Source organism: Saccharopolyspora sp. 6V, from assembly GCF_020176785.1.
Taxonomy (GTDB): domain Bacteria; phylum Actinomycetota; class Actinomycetes; order Mycobacteriales; family Pseudonocardiaceae; genus Saccharopolyspora_C; species Saccharopolyspora_C gregorii.
The window spans coordinates 16,731-31,303 of record NZ_JAIUKB010000030.1; the positions used below are offsets into that span (position 1 = coordinate 16,731).

Here is a 14,573-nt window from a genome sequence, read left to right on the forward strand (position 1 = left end):
ACTGCGATTCCTCTTGTAGACGAGATTAGGAATCGGCCCCACCGCTGTCAACGCCCCCGGTGGACCACCGGTGAACTGTTCCCGAACGGTCGCCGCACCCGGACCCGGCCGCACCGGCCGCCCCTAGCTTCGGCCTCGGAAGCGCACTTCCCCGCGCGACGGGAGCCGACATGCCCGACTTCGACTGGTCCTGGGAGACCGCGCTGGCCGCGCTCGGCCTCGTGGTGCCGATCGTGCTCGCGCTCTACGAATTCGCCTTCGTCGGCCGCAAACGGCTCGGCTACCGGGTGCAGCTGGACACCACCGCCACCGACGCCGCGCACCCCGACCGCGGCCGGCTCGACCCCGGCGCGTTCCAAGCCCTGCAGCTGTCCACCGAAGGCGCCGCGCTCACCGCGCCCTCGTTCGTGCTGCTGCGCATCGAGAACGACGGGGCCACCAACATCGACCCCGCCGACTACGCGGTGCTCGACGGCGACAAGGTCGGCATCCGGGTGCGGTTCCCCGGCCGCACCATCGCGGGCATGGTGATCACCGAGCTCAGCAGCGAATTCCTGCGCCCGTCCTTCGGGCCGGATTCCGGGCTGCGCGTCGACCGGGACGTCATCGAACTGCCCAAGGTGCCGCTCAACCGCGGCGCGCACTACAAGGTGCTGGCGGTGCTGGACCGCGCGGCGGGATCGGACCGCGCGGCAGGATCGGACGCCGCGCCGGAGGTCGTCGGCGGCATCAAGGGCGGCGTCGGCACCGGCGCCATCCGCGAGACCCGCAGCCACAACCGGCCACCGCGGCGGATCATGGCGCTGGTGCTGTTCCTGGTGCTGGTCAGCCTCGGGCAGCTCGCGGTCTCGTTGACCCGGCCCGATCCGGTGGCGCTGGAGTGCGCGGCGGGCCGCATCACGCTCACCGGTTCATCGGCGTTCGAGCACGCGGCCCGCGCCGCGGCCGACGCCTACCAGCGGCGCTGCCCCGGCTCGGTGATCATCTCCGACTTCAGCGACAGCGACACCGGCCTCGCCGAGCTCGGCGAGGCCGGACGCGCCGCCCGGGACGGAGCACCGGACCTGCTCGCGTTCTCCGACGGTGCCAAGGGGAACCGCGAGCCGAAGCTGCTGGCGCGCCCCGTGTCGCTGTCGGTGTTCAGCCTCGTCGTCAGCGAGCAGGCGCAGGTGCGGGACCTGTCGCTGGACCAGGTCCGGCGCCTGTACCGGGGCGAGATCACCGACTGGCGGCAGCTGGACGGCGCCGAGCTGCCGGTGCGGCTGGTGAGCCGCGACCGGCAGTCCGGCACCCGGAAGGTCTTCGAACGCCGCCTGCTCGGCGCGGGCGGCGAACGGGCGCCGTGGAACTCCGCCGACTGCGCGGAAGTCCGACCCGAGGAGGCGCCGGGCGTGGTGCACTGCGAACGCGGCGACACCGGCCAGGTGCTGGACGCGGTGCGCCGCACACCCGGCGCTCTCGGCTACGCGGAGGCGGGCCGGATCGAGGGCGACGACCGGGTGCTGCCGGTCCGCATCGACGGCGTGCCCGCCACCCGGGAGACCGTCGTCGACGGCGCCTATCCCTTCTGGGAGACCGAATTCGCCTACACCTACGACGAACCGCGGCCCGGCTCGCTCGTGTCGAGCTTCCTGGAGTTCCTGCGTTCTCCGGCGGGCGGCGCGATCCTGCGGCACGAGGGCGACGTCCCCTGCGCCGACCTGGACCGGCCGTCCCGCTGCACCCCCGAGCAGTGATCAGTCCATTGTGGATCGCTACCGGCGGCGGATCCGGGCCAGGTGCGCGGCGGAATCGACCACCGCGCCGTCGGCGACGTCCAGGCGGCGGGCGTTGTCCCCGGAGGCGATGCCGCGGTACGACACCCGGCGCACCTCCTCGACGTCCCAGCCGTCGGTGAACGCGGCGGCGAAGTCGTCTTGGTGCACCGTCGGCCCGATGCTCTCCGCCACGTCGGCCAGCGCCAGCACGTGCACCACCGAACCCGGTTCGGTCACCGCGCGCAGCGACCGGGCGTAGGCGCTGCGGTCCGCCGGGCCGAACACGTGGAACAGGGCGCTGTCCAGCACCACGTCGAACCGCCGGTTCTCCGGGAGCCGCAACGCGTCCGCGAGCTCGAAGCGCGCGTCCACCCCGCGCCGGGCGGCGTTCGCCCGCGCCCGCTCCAGCGCGTTCGGGGACGAATCCGCGCCCAGCACGTCGTAGCCGCGGCCGGCCAGCAGGATCGTGTGCTCCCCCGTCCCGCAGCCGAGGTCGAGCACCGCGCCCCGGAAGCCGCCGGTGCGCTCCAGCTCCACCACCGCGGGCTGCGGTTCCCCGATCACCCACGGCGGATCACCCGCCGCGTAGAACTCGTCGAACGTCGCGATCGGCACCGTGTTCTCCATCTCGAACCCTTCGGTCGCAGCGGAATTCCGGTGGATCGGGCGGCGCCCGCGGCGGCGGGCAGGGCGGTGGAGCCCGCCGTGCGGTGCCGCCCGATCCGAAACGAACGCTAGGAGTTCGAGCGCGCTCGAAGTCAAGGGCGCGCCGCTATCCTGGCGGCACGCAGCCGCGCCGCACGCCCGCTGCGTTCTCCCGGCTCCGCGCGGACGGCTCCCGTCCCGGGCCGACCCCACCCGCACCGCCCAGGAGGCCCCGCATGTCCGCACCGCGCCGCGTCGTCGTCACCGGCGGCCCGGGTTCCGGGAAGAGCACGCTGCTCGACCGGCTCGGCGCCGCCGGGTGGGCCCGGTCCGAGGAGGCCGGACGCGGCGTGATCCGCGACCAGCTCGCCGTCGGCGGCGGCGGGCTGCCGTGGGTAGATCCGGCGCTGTTCGCGGAACTGATGCTGTGCTGGGAGCTGCGCGAGCACCGGGCCGCGCGGGACGGCGTCACGTTCTTCGACCGCGGGCTGCCGGACATCGCCGGTTACCTGCGCGTCGAAGGCCTCCCGGTGCCCGCGCACGTGCACGCCGCGGCCCGGGACCTGCGGTACTCGGGCCCGGTGTTCCTCGCGCCGCCGTGGCCGGCGATCTACCGGACCGACGCGGAGCGCAGGCAGTCCCCCGAGCTCGCGCGCCGCACCTGCGAGGTGCTCGCCGACACCTACGCCGACTACGGCTACGAGCTCGTGGAACTGCCGCGGGCACCGGTCGCGGAGCGGGCGCGGTTCGTGCTGGAGGTGCTCGGCTAGCTGCGGTCGATGCCGAAGTCGGCGGCGAGCTGGCGGGTGGTGCTGGCGCCGTCCAGGGCCTCCCGGATCAGGTCCGCGTGACCGCCGTGCTGCGCGGTCTCCCGCAGCAGGTGGCCGACGACGCGGCGCGCGGTCCACTCGGCTCCCGGCGGGAACCACGGCGCCGCGGGCAGCGGCAGCGGCACGCCCAGGTCCGGGAGCTCGGCCACGGCCCGGTCGGTGTCCTCGGCGGCCTGCCGGTAGTCGTCGATGAGGTCGGCCAGCGCATCATCCGGCCCCATCCGCAGGCTGTCCGGATCGGCGCCGCCGAGCTGCTCCGGTCGGGCCGCGAGCGCAGCACCCGCGTCCACTCCCGCTCCACCGCGGCGAGGTGCTTGAGCAGCCCGCCCAAGGTGAGGTCGCTCGCGGTGGTCCGCCGCGCCGCGGCGGCGTCGCTGAGCCCGCGCACCGTGATCAGCAGCGCGTGCCGTTGTTCTCCCAGCAGACCCAGCAGATCCGTCCGCTCGTCCGTTCCCGTCATTCCGTCGCACCTTCCCCAGTCGATCGCCTCCGGAACGCTAGAGCACACCCCCGACACCCACATCGGCTGAAAGACCGGACCGCCCGGCACCAGCGGGCCGGCGATCGAGGGCGGCGGGCAGGTCGGCGGGCAGGTCAGGCGACGCTGCGGAAGGTGCGCCGGTAGCGGGCCGGGCTGGTGCCGACGAGCCGCTTGAACCGGTCCCGGAACGTCGTCGGCGAGGTGAACCCGACCTGCTCGGCGATCCGCTCCACCGGGTGCCCGGTGGTCTCCAGCAGGTGTTGCGCCCGCCGCAGCCGCGCCCGGTGCAGCCATTGCAGCGGAGTGGTGCCGGTCTGCTCGCGGAACCGCCTGCTGAGGGTGCGGCTGCTGAGCGCCGCGCGCGCGGCGATGTCCGCCAGGGTCAACGGCTGGTGCAGGTTGTCCTCCAGCCAGTGCAGCAGCGGCTGCACGCTGGCGCCGTCGGGGGCGGGCGGCTCGTGCGCGATGAACTGGGCCTGCCCGCCGTCGCGCTCCAGCGGCATCACCGCGAGCCGCGCCGAATCGGCCGCCACCGCCGAGCCGTGGTCGAGCCGGATCATGTGTAGGCACAGGTCCATCCCGGCGGCCGCTCCGGCCGAGGTGAGCACGTCGCCCTCGTCCACGTACAGCACGTCCGGATCGACCTCGACCGACGGGTGCATGCGGGCGAGCTCGGCGGTGCCGAGCCAGTGCGTGGTGGCCCGCCGCCCGTCCAGCAGCCCGGCCGCGGCGAGCGCGAACGCGCCGGTGCAGATGGAGGCGATCCGGGCTCCGCGCGCCGCCGCGTCCCGCAGCGCCGCCAGCGCCTCCTCCGGAACGGGCGCGGGCGCCCCGGCCTGCCCCGGCACGACGACGGTGTCGGCGTCGCGCAGCCCGTCCAATCCCCACGGCGCGCGGATCGAGAACGGCCCCGCGCCCACCTCGCCGTCCACCGCGCACACCCGCACCTGGTAGCCGGGCGATCCGTCGGCGAGCCGCACCCACCCGAAGGTGTCCGCCGGGATGGACAGGTCGAACGGCACGACAGGGTCGAGGGCGAGCACGGCGACGAGGTGCATGGGGTACCTGTTCACGGATCCGGGGGCGGGTCGAACTCCACTGCTACCACCGGTTCCCGCGGATGGCCAGAATTCGGTGGTCTCCGTCGTTCTCGCCACGCGCGCGGGCGCCCGGCGCGCTCCTGCCGTCGGTTCCTGCTCGTGGCCCCGGCGGGGCGGGCGGTCCGCTGACCGAGGTGATCGACGAGGTGCTGGCGCGGGCGGCGCGTTCCCCGCTCGGCGCGCTGCTCGCGGCGGCCGTGCGGCGCCGCGGGAGCCCGGACGGATGCCGGCGGGCGGAGGACGATGGGGGCATGTGCCGAAGCATCAAGACCCTCCGCCCGCCGTACGCGGAGCAGGTGACCGAGCAGGACGTGCGCGCGGCCGCCCTGCAGTACGTGCGCAAGATCTCCGGGTTCCGCGCGCCCGCCGCGCACAACGCGGCGGCGTTCGACCGAGCCGTCGACGAGGTCGAGCGGGCCACGGCCGCGCTGCTGGAGTCGCTGGAGGTCCGCGGCTCCCGGTCCTGACCGGGTCAGAACAACCGGCCGGCGTCCTCCGCCGGGGGTTCCTCCAGCGCCAGCAGGTAGCGCTTGCGGTCGAGGCCGCCCGCGTAGCCGGTGAGGCTGCCGTCGGCGCCGATCACCCGGTGGCAGGGCACGATCACCGGCAGCGGGTTCCGCCCGTTGGCCGCGCCCACGGCCTGCGAGTGTCCGACGTCGCCGAGCCGCCGCGCGAGCGCGCCGTAGCTGGTGGTCTCGCCGTAGGGGATCTCCTGGAGCAGTTCCCACACGCGCAGCTGGAAGGGTTCGCCACGGGGCGCGAGCGGCAGCTCGAACCGGGTGCGCCGCCGGTCGAAGTACTCGGCGAACTGCCGCTCGGCCTCCGCGAACAGCTCGGTCCCGGCGGACTCGCCGATGTCCTCCTCGCGGTGCCCGCCGCCCGCGAAGCGCACCGCGGTCAGCGCGTCGTCGCGGGCGATGAGCGTCAGCTCGCCGAGGGGCGTGCCGATCACCGCGTGCGTCGTGCTCATGGCCTGCTCCCGTCTCGCGCCCGTCGGTACCACTATGCAGACGCGGCGCGGGCCTCGGACGTGCGGGCCGCGCGCAGATCGACTGGAAAATTCCTACTGGAATAATCAGGTCCATGACGACGGCACCACCCGCGCGCCCGGCCAAGCGCGGCCGACCCGGCTACGACCTGGAATCCCTGCTGGCGGTCGCGGTGGAGCTGTTCAACGACCGCGGCTACGACGGCACCAGCATGGAGGACCTCTCCCGCAAGCTCGGCATCAGCAAGTCCGCGATCTACCACCACGTGCCGAGCAAGCAGGAGCTGCTCCGGCTCGCCACCGACCACGCGCTGGACGGCCTGTTCGCCGTCGCCGACGAAGCGCGGGAGCAGGACGCGCGCGCCGTGGCGCGGCTGGAGCACCTGGTCCGCGGCAGCGTGCTGGTGCTGGTGGACCGGCTGCCGTTCGTGACCCTGCTGCTGCGGGTGCGCGGCAACACCCCCGTGGAGCGGGCGGCGCTGGACCGGCGCCGCGAGTTCGACCAGCTGGTCACCGACCTGGTCGGCGAGGCGGTCGCGGACGGCGACCTGCGCGCCGACGTCGACCCGGCGACCGCGGGGCGGCTGCTGTTCGGGATGGTCAACTCGCTGGCGGAGTGGTACCGCCCGCACGGCGGAGTGGGCGCCGCGGAACTCGCGGACACCGTGGTGGCGACGGCGTTCGACGGGTTGCGCGTGCACCCGGCCTGAAATCCGCTCGCCGAGCGGAACCGGAACACCCGAATTCGAGACGCGCGGTTCCCGTTCGGCCGCGCTTTCCCGGCCGGGACCAATTCCCGGGACGCCCCGGAGGCGGAGGCCGCACCGCGGTCGCGACCCCCGCTCTCCACCAGGTGGGTCGGCGGCGACAGCACCGTGTTCGGGGCTCGGCCGTCTGCGAGTGCCCCACCGGAGCACCGTCGCGCCACCGGAAATGCGTCCGTTTCGGGGTCGGACTGCGTTCTCCGGAATCCGCGACCACTGATCCCACAACGGGATCGTGGACCGGGCACTGTCCATTCGCAACACAAGAACACCCGGATGCTCCCCGATCGTGGGGAAATCGCTCGAAACGACGCTCGATTCCGCGCGCATCCACCCGCACACTCGAAGCGGAATGCGAAAAGGGAGGCACGTCATGAGGAATTCCCGCGGCTCGTCGTCGCGCCGGCTCACCGCCGCGTTCGCGTGCGCGCTGGTCGCCACCACCGTGCAGTGCGGGAACCCGCAACCGCCGGCGGGCGAACCGGCACCGCGCTTCACCTCCAGCGTGGAACCGGTGGACGCCGCCCGGCTCGGCGCGAGCTGGCACCCCGGCTGCCCCGTCGCCCCGGACCGGTTGCGCCTGCTGCGGCTGAGCCACGTCGGCGTGGACGGGCAGGAGCGCACCGGGGAACTCGTCGTGCACGAGGACCGGGTGCGCCAGACCGTCGACGCCTTCGCCCGGCTGCACGCGCTGCGGTTCCCCATCGAGCGGATGCGCCCCGCCGGGGACTACCCCGGGGCCGAGGACGAGACGTCGATGCGGGCGAACAACACCTCGGCGTTCAACTGCCGCGGGATCTCCGGCAGCGGCTCGTGGTCGCAGCACGCCTACGGACGGGCGGTGGACGTGAACCCGCTGCGCAACCCGTACCTGAGCTCGGAGGGCGACCTGCAGCCGGCCACCGCCGGGCCGTACCTGGACCGCACCCGCCGCGATCCGGGGATGCTGCACGACGGGGACGCGGCGGTGCGGATGTTCACCGACGCGGGCTGGACCTGGGGCGGGTCCTGGCACGATCCGAAGGACTACCAGCACTTCGAACTGCCGTGACCGCAGTGGGCTGACCCGACCTCGCGCCGCGGTTCCACGCCGGAGGTGCCGTGCTCGTTGCTCACCCGGTCCCGCCGCGCCGGCGCGGTTCGCGGCGCGCCGGACGGCTCGCCGCCAGGTCGCACCGCGCGCCGGGACACCGGTTCCAGCACCGGGTTCCGCCGACGTCCGAGCCGGCTTCCCGCACCAGCGCGGTGATTCCGCGGGACCGCAGCTCGGGCAACGCGTGCAGGCCGACGCATCCGGCGCCGACCACCACGACGTCGACATCCGGCCCGGCTGCCGCAGTTTCCCCGCATGCACCGCGGTTTTCCGCTCCGCAGCGGGGAATCCAGCGCGGTGGCGGGGCGGTGACGAGAGGAGTCACCGAGGTGGCCGAGCGCCGGATCAGGCCGCGGACGGTCCGCCCGAGCGCGCCTGCGGCACTCCCCCGCCCCGGCCTTCGTCCGGGTCGAGACCCAGCATGTCGAGCAGTTCGGCCAGTTGCGCGGCGTCGTTCGCGTGGTGCGCGGTGGCGCGCACCGCCCGCGACCGCTCCTGCGGAGTCGGCTCGTGCGCGTCGGCCTGCTGCGGTGTGGGTCGTGCCTGCATCGTCCGTCCTCCCCCGAGTGGTTCCGTGCGGTCGCCGATACTGCCAGCCCCATCGCGCCGCGACACGGCCGAAAGTCCCGTCCCGCGCACCCCGGGACGGGGAGCGCCGGGAGTGGCGCGAGTGGGTGAGGCCGGGGCCCTGCCGCGAGATGCGTCACCCGCCCGGCGGGACCGCGTGCGGTTGAACCGGCGCCGCACCGGGCACTTCCGGGGTGCGGGATCGTCGACGAGGAGCTCACGTGCGTGTCCTGATCACGGGTTGGCCCAGCTTCCTGCACTCCGAGTTCTCCGCGGGCGACGTGGCGGCCATGCGGCGGGTGGCGGACGCGCTCGGCACCTCGGGGATCCCGCACGAGCTGGCGTGGAGCCCGGTGCTGGTCCCCGGATCGCTGACCCTCGACGACGCGGATCCGGGAGAGTTCACCGACCTCGTGTTCGTGAGCGGTCCCGCGCACGGCAGGCAGGTCGAGGAGCTGCACCAGCGGTACGCGCGGTGCAGGCGCAACCGCCATCGGCGTCACGGTGATCGACGAACAGGCGCCCGCGGTGCGCGGCTTCCACCACGTGCTCGCCCGGGACCGGCCGCGGGTGCCGGCGACCCGGGACCTCGCCGCGGGCGGATCGATCAGCCCGACGCCGGTGGCGGCGATCGTGGTGTCCCACGGGCGCCGCGAGTACGGCCCGCTGCGCAGGCACGACGGCGTGCACCGGTACCTGCTGAACTGGATCGGCCGGACCGACTGCGCGCCGATGGTGGTGGACCTGCGGCTGGACCGGGTGAATGCGCGGTTGTGCTCGACGGCCGACCAGTTCGCGACGCTGCTCGGGCGGGCCGACGTGGTGGTGACCTCCCGGTTGCACGGGCTGGTGTTCGCGCTGGCGCAGGGGATCCCGGCGATCGCCGTCGACCCGGTGGGCGGGGGCGGGAAGGTCTCGGCGCAGGGCGCGGCGTGGCAGTGGCCCGCGGTGCTGTCCTCGGAGGAGCTCTACGACGGCGGTGACGGGCAGGCCGGCGCGCTGCTGGACCGCTGGTGGCAGTGGTGCCTGGGGCCGGAGGGGCGGGAGATGGCCGCCGACCGCGCCGACCAGGCCGCGGACGCGGGCAGCAGCCAGCTGTTGGACCTGGTCGAACGGCTCCGCTCCGCGACCCCCGCCGAATGAGCGGGCCCGCCCGCACCCGGCGGCGGTGGTGGCCGCCCGTCGGCGGCTGACGACCACCGAGCGACGGGAACCACCCGCGGGTGCTCAGCGGTTCCCGGACGGCGATGTCGCCGTGCTGCGCGAGGGAGCGCGGCCCGACCGGGAAGCGGGCGGCGGGGAAGCGGGCAGCGGGGAACCACCCGAGCGCTACGCGGCCCGAGTTCGCAGCCGGGCAGCGGGATTCCGCCCTGCGGCCCCGCGCGACGGGAACAGCGCGGTCACTCCAGGTCCCCCGGGCGGATCCGGTAGACGCCCAGGGGCCGGTCGTAGTACTTCGTGGTCTCGCCGACCCATTCCATGCCGAGGCGCTGCGCGGTGGCGTGCGCGCGGTCGTTGGCCGGGTCCACGACGGCGAACAGCTCGATGGCCTCGTGCTCGAACGCCCAGCGGATCAGCGCGCCGGTCGCCTCGGAGGCGTAGCCGTGGCCCCAGGCGTTCGGGCGCAGGTGCCAGGCCACCTCCACGTCCTCGAAGTGCGGGGGCAGCAGCCGCAGCTCGGCGCCGCCGATGACCTCGCCGGTGCCGCGGTGCTCGAACGCCCACCGGCCCAGCGGGGGCGGCAGCTCGCGCTGCTCCTCGATCCACTGGGTCAGCACGCGGCGCATCGCGGCCAGGTCGGCCACCCGCGGCATGGACGGGACCAGCCAGTCGGTGACGGTGGTGGTGCCGTAGACGGCGAAGGCGCCGTCGACGTCCTCGGGCCGCCACTCCCGCAGCAGCACCCGTTCGCTCACCGGCATCGCCACCATGCGGGAAACGCTACTGCTTGTGCTGCGGCTCGTCTTGCTCAGCGGCCGGGTCGCGGGGCCCGGCGAGTACCGGAACCAGCTGGTACCGAAGGCCTTGGTGATCTCGGCCGGCGGGACGCGTTCGTCCACTTCGGACTCTTCCGCCCCACCGCTCCGCCGGGCGGCCCTCCGCCGGGAACCGCGACGCGGTGGGTTGACATCGCGACCACCGCCGCCAACACTGCGAGCAATAACCGACTGTTCGGTCAGTACGAGGTGGTGGAGCCCGGTGAGCACGGTGGAACCCGTCGCGGACGCGGCGAGAACGATGTTCGACGAGGACACCGCGTCCCGGGAACTCGGCATCGAGCTGCACGCGGCCGCCGACGGCCGGGCGACCGCGTGGATGACGATCACCCGCTCGATGGTCAACGGCCACGGCATCGCGCACGGCGGCTACGTGTTCCTGCTCGCCGACACCGCGTTCGCCTGCGCCTGCAACAGCCACGGCCCCGTGACCGTCGCCGCCGGTGCCGAGATCGACTTCGTCGCCCCCGCGCACGAGGGCGATAGGCTGCACGCCGAAGCGACCGAGCGCACCCGCTACGGCCGCAGCGGGATCTACGACATCACCGTGCGCCGCGAACACGACGCGGCGGTGATCGCCGAGTTCCGCGGGCGCAGCAGGACGATCGACGGCCGGACGAGGACGGGCGCATGACCGGGACCACCACGACCGCCGCGGCCGACGAGACCGCACCACGCGACGAGGACGAGCTCCGCGCCCGCCAGCTGGACCGGCTGCGCTGGACGCTGCGGCACGCCTACCGCAACGTTCCCTTCTACCGCGCCAAGTTCGACGCCGCCGGGGTACACCCGGACGACTGCCGCGAACTGGCCGACCTCGCGAAGTTCCCCGTCACCACCAAGGAGGACCTGCGGGCGAACTACCCGTTCGGCATGTTCGCCGTCCCGCGCGAGCAGGTCAGCCGGGTGCACGCCTCCAGCGGCACCACCGGCCAGCCCACCGTCGTCGGCTACACCCGGCACGACCTGGACGTGTGGGCCGAGGTGGTGAGCCGCTCCATCCGCGCCGCGGGCGGGCGCCCCGGCGACCTGGTGCACATCTCCTACGGCTACGGCCTGTTCACCGGCGGGCTCGGCGCGCACTACGGCGCGGAACGCCTCGGCTGCACCGTGGTCCCCGCCTCCGGCGGGATGACCGCGCGGCAGGCCCAGCTCATCCGCGACTTCCGCCCCGACCTGATCATGGTGACGCCGACGTACATGCTCGCCCTCGTCGACGAGCTGCGCCGCCAGGGCGTCGACCCGCGGGAGACCGGGCTGCGCGCCGGGATCTTCGGCGCCGAACCGTGGACCGAGGAGATGCGCGGGGAGCTGGAGCGCGCCCTCGACATCGACGCGGTCGACATCTACGGGCTGTCCGAGGTGATGGGGCCGGGCGTCGCCGCCGAATTCGCCGAGACCAAGGACGGCCTGCACATCTGGGAGGACCACTTCTACCCCGAGGTGATCGACCCGGTGCTGGGCGACCCGCTGTCCGACGGCGAACCGGGTGAGCTGCTGTTCACCTCGCTGACCAAGGAGGCGCTGCCGATCATCCGGTACCGCACCCGCGACCTCACCCGGCTGCTGCCGGGAACCGCGAACCCGGCGATGCGCCGGATGGAGCGGATCACCGGGCGCAGCGACGACCTGATCATCCTGCGCGGCGTCAACGTCTTCCCCACCCAGGTCGAGGAACTGGTGCTGCGCGCCGAAGGGCTGTCCCCGCACTTCCAGATCACCCTGTCCCGGCAGGGCCGGATGGATCGCATGACGATCACCGTCGAAGCCGCCGAGGACTGCACCCCGGGGCAGCGCGGCGCCGCACCGGACTCGCTGGCCCGCGCCGTCAAGGACGCGATCGGCATCACCGCGGAGGTCGTGGTGGCCGACCCGGGCGCGCTGGAGCGCTCCGTCGGAAAGCTGCGCCGGGTGCTGGACCGGCGCGGCGCATGACCGGCCGTGGCCGGGGCAGGCCCGGGCACGACCTGGATTCGCTGCTGCGCATCGCGGCCGTCGTCTTCCACGAACGCGGCTACGACGGCACCAGCATGGACGTGCTCGCCCAGCGGCTCGGCATCACCAAGTCGGCGATCTACCACCACGTCTCCGGCAAGGAGGAACTGCTGCGGCGCACCGTGGACCGGGCGCTGGACGCGCTGCTGGCGGTGACCGGCGAACCCGGGTCGCAGCAGGGCCCGGCGATCGACCGGCTGCGCCACGTGGTGCGGCGCAGCGTGCACGTCCTCGTCGCCGAGCAGCCGTTCGTGACGGTGCTGCTGCGGGTGCGCGGCAACAGCGAGGTGGAGCGCGACGCGCTGGCCCGGCGCCGCGAGATCGACGCGTTCCTCGGCAAGCTGGTCGCCGAGGCCGAGCGGGACGGGAGCCTGCGCCCCGACCTCGATCCGGCGCTGACCAGCAGGCTGCTGTTCGGCACCGTGAACTCGATCATCGAGTGGTACCGGCCGCAGCCGGGCCTAGACGCCGAGCAGCTCGCCGAGGCCGTCACCCGGCTCACCTTCGACGGGCTGCGGAACCCGTCCGCTCAGCCCTGATCGACGGGCCTCCCGTCGAACAGCCGCATCGCGAAGTGCAGCTCGTAGCGCACCGACGGGCCGTGCAGCAGGGAACGCTCCAGCACCCGTTCGATGCGCACGATCCGCTTGCGCACCGCGGGGACCGACAACCCGAGCTCCGGGGCCGCCGCCTCCAGCCGGGCACCGCCGTCCAGCCACGCGCGCAGGGTCGGCAGCAGGTGCGGTTCGGCGTCGCGCAGCGGAGCCAGCAGGCGGGCCGCCCAGGACCGCACCTCGGGCCGTTCCAGCAGGTCCGGCAGCCGCGTCGGGCCCGGTTCCGCCGCCGTCGCCCCGGATCGGGCGGCGAGGTGCAGCGCCAGGTGCAGCCGCGCCTGGGTGGGCAGGTCGCGCACGTCGCAGTCCAGCAGCCGCTCCAGCTGCGCGAGCCGCGACCCCAGCGTGTTGCGGTGGATCTTGAGCTGGCGGGCGCCGCCGGTGCCGAAGTTCAGCCACGCCCCCAGGGTCAGCTCCAGCGCCGCCGCGTCCGGATCCTGCGCTCGGGCGGGCTCGAAGGCGCGCAGCGGGGCCAGCACCCGCTCGGCCCAGCGCTCCCCCGCCGCGCCGACCACGGCGGCCTGGCTCTCCTGGAAGGCGAACATCTCGAACGAGCCCGCCCCGCCGCGGGCGGCCGCCAGGGCGTGGAACGCCTGCTCGTAGCCGACGGCGACCTCGCGCAGCGCCACCACCCGGCTCGCGCCGACCCGGATCCGGTCCGGGCCGGACACCAGGTCCCGCACCAGCTCCGCCACCGAGTTCGCGGGCCGGTGGTGCTGGTGCTCACCGGACGGCACCAGCACGATCAGGTGCTTGACGTACACCGGGCAGTGCACGATCCACGCCCGGTGCCCGGTGACCCCGGAGATCCGCGCCGCCAGCGCGTCCCGGTCGACCTTGCCCGCTTCGATGACGTACACGGTGAGGAACGCGGGCAACCGCGGGCTGAGCGCGCTCGCGACCCGCTGCGCGCTGTCCGGGTGCCCCAGCATCAGCAGGTGCAGCACCGATTCGCGGACCGCGGTCGCCGCCGCGAGCACCCGCCGGGACTGCTGCCGGGCGAGGTCGGTCTGCCACCGCAGGGCCAGCAGCCGGGAGGCGTCGGCGAGGTAGCGGTCCACTCCGGCGGTTCCGGCGGCGGGCAGCGACACCACCAGCACGGGCGCGTCCGGTCCCGCGTCGAGCCGCTGGGCGCAGATCATCCGGTCGTCGCGGTGCACGGCGGCCGAGTGCGCCTGCCCGGACCGGATGCGGTCGAGGTCGTCGGCGATCGCGGCGAGCGCGTCCGGGGGCGGCACCGGCGCGGGCACGACGGGCTCTCCGGCGGCGTCGAGCAGCGCCGCCCGGCCGCGCACGGTGTCGGCGACGCGGCGCACCAGCAGCCGGAGCCCGTCCGGCAGCAGCGCGTCCTGGTGCAGGCGGCGCAGCCGGTCGGCGTCGAGATCGGGCTCGGTGGAGGGGGTCCGCGGCGGCACGGGCGCCGAGCCTATCGGGCACGGGTGCCGGAGCGGGGCCGGTCGGCGGATCCCGGCACCGGACGCCCGCGCCGCCGGCACGCGCCACGTCGCCGCCCGCCGACCGAGGTGGCAAATTCTTACTGTTCGGCCGCACGACTGGGCGAAGTGAAACTTCCCCGCCGAGTCGATCAAGCTCTACTGTTGGTGCCTTCCAAGGGGGCATGGGGGGTTGGGGGGGGGGGGGGGGGGGGGCCGGCGGGGGGGGGGGCGCCGCCCCCCCCCGCGCGGGGGGGGGGGGGGGGGGGGGGGGGCGGGCGGCGCGGGCCCCCCCCGCCCCGCCCCCGG

At 74.4% G+C, this 14,573-nt stretch carries 16 protein-coding genes and 1 pseudogene; 9 read left to right on the forward strand and 8 right to left on the reverse strand.

All coding sequences use genetic code 11. The features are described from left to right. The first annotated feature begins 170 nt into the window (after positions 1 to 170). The gene (locus LCD35_RS06900; RefSeq protein WP_224966825.1) at positions 171 to 1,736 is read left to right on the forward strand and encodes a substrate-binding domain-containing protein; all 1,566 of its coding nucleotides are present in this window, start codon (positions 171 to 173) and stop codon (positions 1,734 to 1,736) included. Positions 1,737 to 1,754: 18 nt separating this feature from the next. Here LCD35_RS06900 and LCD35_RS06905 read toward each other — a convergent pair whose 3' ends face one another. Next, positions 1,755 to 2,384, reverse strand: a complete 630-nt coding sequence (locus LCD35_RS06905) for a class I SAM-dependent methyltransferase (RefSeq protein WP_224955668.1) — start codon at positions 2,382 to 2,384, stop codon at positions 1,755 to 1,757. A 254-nt stretch (positions 2,385 to 2,638) separates the two neighbouring features. Between LCD35_RS06905 and LCD35_RS06910 the strand changes: the two genes are divergently transcribed. Further along, positions 2,639 to 3,172, forward strand: coding sequence for an AAA family ATPase (locus LCD35_RS06910; RefSeq protein WP_224966826.1), 534 nt, complete (start codon positions 2,639 to 2,641; stop codon positions 3,170 to 3,172). Here the strand turns inward: LCD35_RS06910 and LCD35_RS29825 are convergent. The 3 genes and pseudogenes from LCD35_RS29825 to LCD35_RS06920 form a co-directional block, all read right to left on the reverse strand. After that, positions 3,169 to 3,522 carry a DUF664 domain-containing protein gene (locus LCD35_RS29825; protein ID WP_308016889.1) on the reverse strand — a complete coding sequence of 118 codons (354 nt, stop codon included), beginning with the start codon at positions 3,520 to 3,522 and terminating at the stop codon, positions 3,169 to 3,171. The genes LCD35_RS06910 and LCD35_RS29825 overlap by 4 nt on opposite strands. 23 nt (positions 3,523 to 3,545) lie before the next feature. Further along, positions 3,546 to 3,755: pseudogene (locus tag LCD35_RS29830) on the reverse strand (hypothetical protein); the annotation flags it as partial. 71 nt (positions 3,756 to 3,826) lie between these two features. Further along, positions 3,827 to 4,771 (reverse strand): GlxA family transcriptional regulator, encoded by a 945-nt coding sequence (locus tag LCD35_RS06920; protein ID WP_224955671.1) that lies wholly within the window; start codon positions 4,769 to 4,771, stop codon positions 3,827 to 3,829. 293 nt (positions 4,772 to 5,064) lie between these two features. Between LCD35_RS06920 and LCD35_RS29835 the strand changes: the two genes are divergently transcribed. Continuing rightward, entirely contained in the window at positions 5,065 to 5,280 is a 216-nt protein-coding gene (locus LCD35_RS29835; protein WP_255614474.1) for a DUF2277 domain-containing protein, read from the forward strand. A 5-nt stretch (positions 5,281 to 5,285) separates the two neighbouring features. On the opposite strand, the gene LCD35_RS06930 is transcribed toward LCD35_RS29835, so the two are convergent. After that, on the reverse strand, positions 5,286 to 5,783 hold the full coding sequence (locus tag LCD35_RS06930; RefSeq protein ID WP_224955673.1) for a methylated-DNA--[protein]-cysteine S-methyltransferase: 498 nt from the start codon (positions 5,781 to 5,783) through the stop codon (positions 5,286 to 5,288). Between the two features lie 113 nt (positions 5,784 to 5,896). Here LCD35_RS06930 and LCD35_RS06935 point away from each other — a divergent pair, with 113 nt between their 5' ends. Together LCD35_RS06935 and LCD35_RS06940 are read left to right on the forward strand one after the other, a co-directional pair. Further along, positions 5,897 to 6,511 (forward strand): TetR/AcrR family transcriptional regulator, encoded by a 615-nt coding sequence (locus LCD35_RS06935; protein ID WP_224955674.1) that lies wholly within the window; start codon positions 5,897 to 5,899, stop codon positions 6,509 to 6,511. Between the two features lie 427 nt (positions 6,512 to 6,938). After that, positions 6,939 to 7,616 carry a M15 family metallopeptidase gene (locus LCD35_RS06940; protein ID WP_224955675.1) on the forward strand — a complete coding sequence of 226 codons (678 nt, stop codon included), beginning with the start codon at positions 6,939 to 6,941 and terminating at the stop codon, positions 7,614 to 7,616. 387 nt (positions 7,617 to 8,003) lie between these two features. Here the strand turns inward: LCD35_RS06940 and LCD35_RS06945 are convergent, their stop codons facing one another. Then, positions 8,004 to 8,207 carry a hypothetical protein gene (locus LCD35_RS06945; RefSeq protein WP_224955676.1) on the reverse strand — a complete coding sequence of 68 codons (204 nt, stop codon included), beginning with the start codon at positions 8,205 to 8,207 and terminating at the stop codon, positions 8,004 to 8,006. A gap of 522 nt (positions 8,208 to 8,729) precedes the next feature. On the opposite strand from LCD35_RS06945, the gene LCD35_RS30405 reads away from it, so the two are divergent. Further along, positions 8,730 to 9,368: a polysaccharide pyruvyl transferase family protein gene (locus LCD35_RS30405; RefSeq protein WP_224966827.1), complete on the forward strand. Its 639-nt coding sequence runs from the start codon at positions 8,730 to 8,732 to the stop codon at positions 9,366 to 9,368. A gap of 257 nt (positions 9,369 to 9,625) precedes the next feature. Here the strand turns inward: LCD35_RS30405 and LCD35_RS06955 are convergent, their stop codons facing one another. Then, entirely contained in the window at positions 9,626 to 10,285 is a 660-nt protein-coding gene (locus tag LCD35_RS06955; RefSeq protein WP_308011260.1) for a GNAT family N-acetyltransferase, read from the reverse strand. Positions 10,286 to 10,463: 178 nt separating this feature from the next. On the opposite strand from LCD35_RS06955, the gene paaI reads away from it, so the two are divergent. Genes paaI through LCD35_RS06970 form a run of 3 tightly spaced genes read left to right on the forward strand, consistent with a single transcriptional unit; the run spans position 10,464 to position 12,756 of the window. Then, the gene (gene paaI / locus LCD35_RS06960; protein ID WP_224955703.1) at positions 10,464 to 10,856 is read left to right on the forward strand and encodes a hydroxyphenylacetyl-CoA thioesterase PaaI; all 393 of its coding nucleotides are present in this window, start codon (positions 10,464 to 10,466) and stop codon (positions 10,854 to 10,856) included. Beyond that, on the forward strand, positions 10,853 to 12,157 hold the full coding sequence (gene paaK, locus LCD35_RS06965) for a phenylacetate--CoA ligase PaaK (protein WP_225043913.1): 1,305 nt from the start codon (positions 10,853 to 10,855) through the stop codon (positions 12,155 to 12,157). Before paaI ends, paaK begins: the two co-directional genes overlap by 4 nt. After that, on the forward strand, positions 12,154 to 12,756 hold the full coding sequence (locus LCD35_RS06970) for a TetR/AcrR family transcriptional regulator (RefSeq protein WP_224955680.1): 603 nt from the start codon (positions 12,154 to 12,156) through the stop codon (positions 12,754 to 12,756). Before paaK ends, LCD35_RS06970 begins: the two co-directional genes overlap by 4 nt. Here LCD35_RS06970 and LCD35_RS30410 read toward each other — a convergent pair. After that, entirely contained in the window at positions 12,747 to 14,246 is a 1,500-nt protein-coding gene (locus tag LCD35_RS30410) for a helix-turn-helix domain-containing protein (RefSeq protein WP_308016891.1), read from the reverse strand. The two genes, LCD35_RS06970 and LCD35_RS30410, sit on opposite strands and share 10 nt — an antisense overlap. Positions 14,247 to 14,573 lie beyond the last annotated feature (327 nt).

Coding starts and splice junctions, on each gene's coding strand:
- LCD35_RS06930 (WP_224955673.1), bottom strand. CDS start 5,783: ATGAGCACGACGCACGCGGTGATCGGCACGCCCCTCGGCGAGCTGACG.
- LCD35_RS06970 (WP_224955680.1), top strand. CDS start 12,154: ATGACCGGCCGTGGCCGGGGCAGGCCCGGGCACGACCTGGATTCGCTG.
- LCD35_RS06920 (WP_224955671.1), bottom strand. CDS start 4,771: ATGCACCTCGTCGCCGTGCTCGCCCTCGACCCTGTCGTGCCGTTCGAC.
- paaI (WP_224955703.1), top strand. CDS start 10,464: ATGTTCGACGAGGACACCGCGTCCCGGGAACTCGGCATCGAGCTGCAC.
- LCD35_RS06905 (WP_224955668.1), bottom strand. CDS start 2,384: ATGGAGAACACGGTGCCGATCGCGACGTTCGACGAGTTCTACGCGGCG.
- LCD35_RS06945 (WP_224955676.1), bottom strand. CDS start 8,207: ATGCAGGCACGACCCACACCGCAGCAGGCCGACGCGCACGAGCCGACT.
- LCD35_RS06900 (WP_224966825.1), top strand. CDS start 171: ATGCCCGACTTCGACTGGTCCTGGGAGACCGCGCTGGCCGCGCTCGGC.
- LCD35_RS06940 (WP_224955675.1), top strand. CDS start 6,939: ATGAGGAATTCCCGCGGCTCGTCGTCGCGCCGGCTCACCGCCGCGTTC.
- LCD35_RS06935 (WP_224955674.1), top strand. CDS start 5,897: ATGACGACGGCACCACCCGCGCGCCCGGCCAAGCGCGGCCGACCCGGC.
- LCD35_RS06910 (WP_224966826.1), top strand. CDS start 2,639: ATGTCCGCACCGCGCCGCGTCGTCGTCACCGGCGGCCCGGGTTCCGGG.
- paaK (WP_225043913.1), top strand. CDS start 10,853: ATGACCGGGACCACCACGACCGCCGCGGCCGACGAGACCGCACCACGC.
- LCD35_RS29835 (WP_255614474.1), top strand. CDS start 5,065: ATGTGCCGAAGCATCAAGACCCTCCGCCCGCCGTACGCGGAGCAGGTG.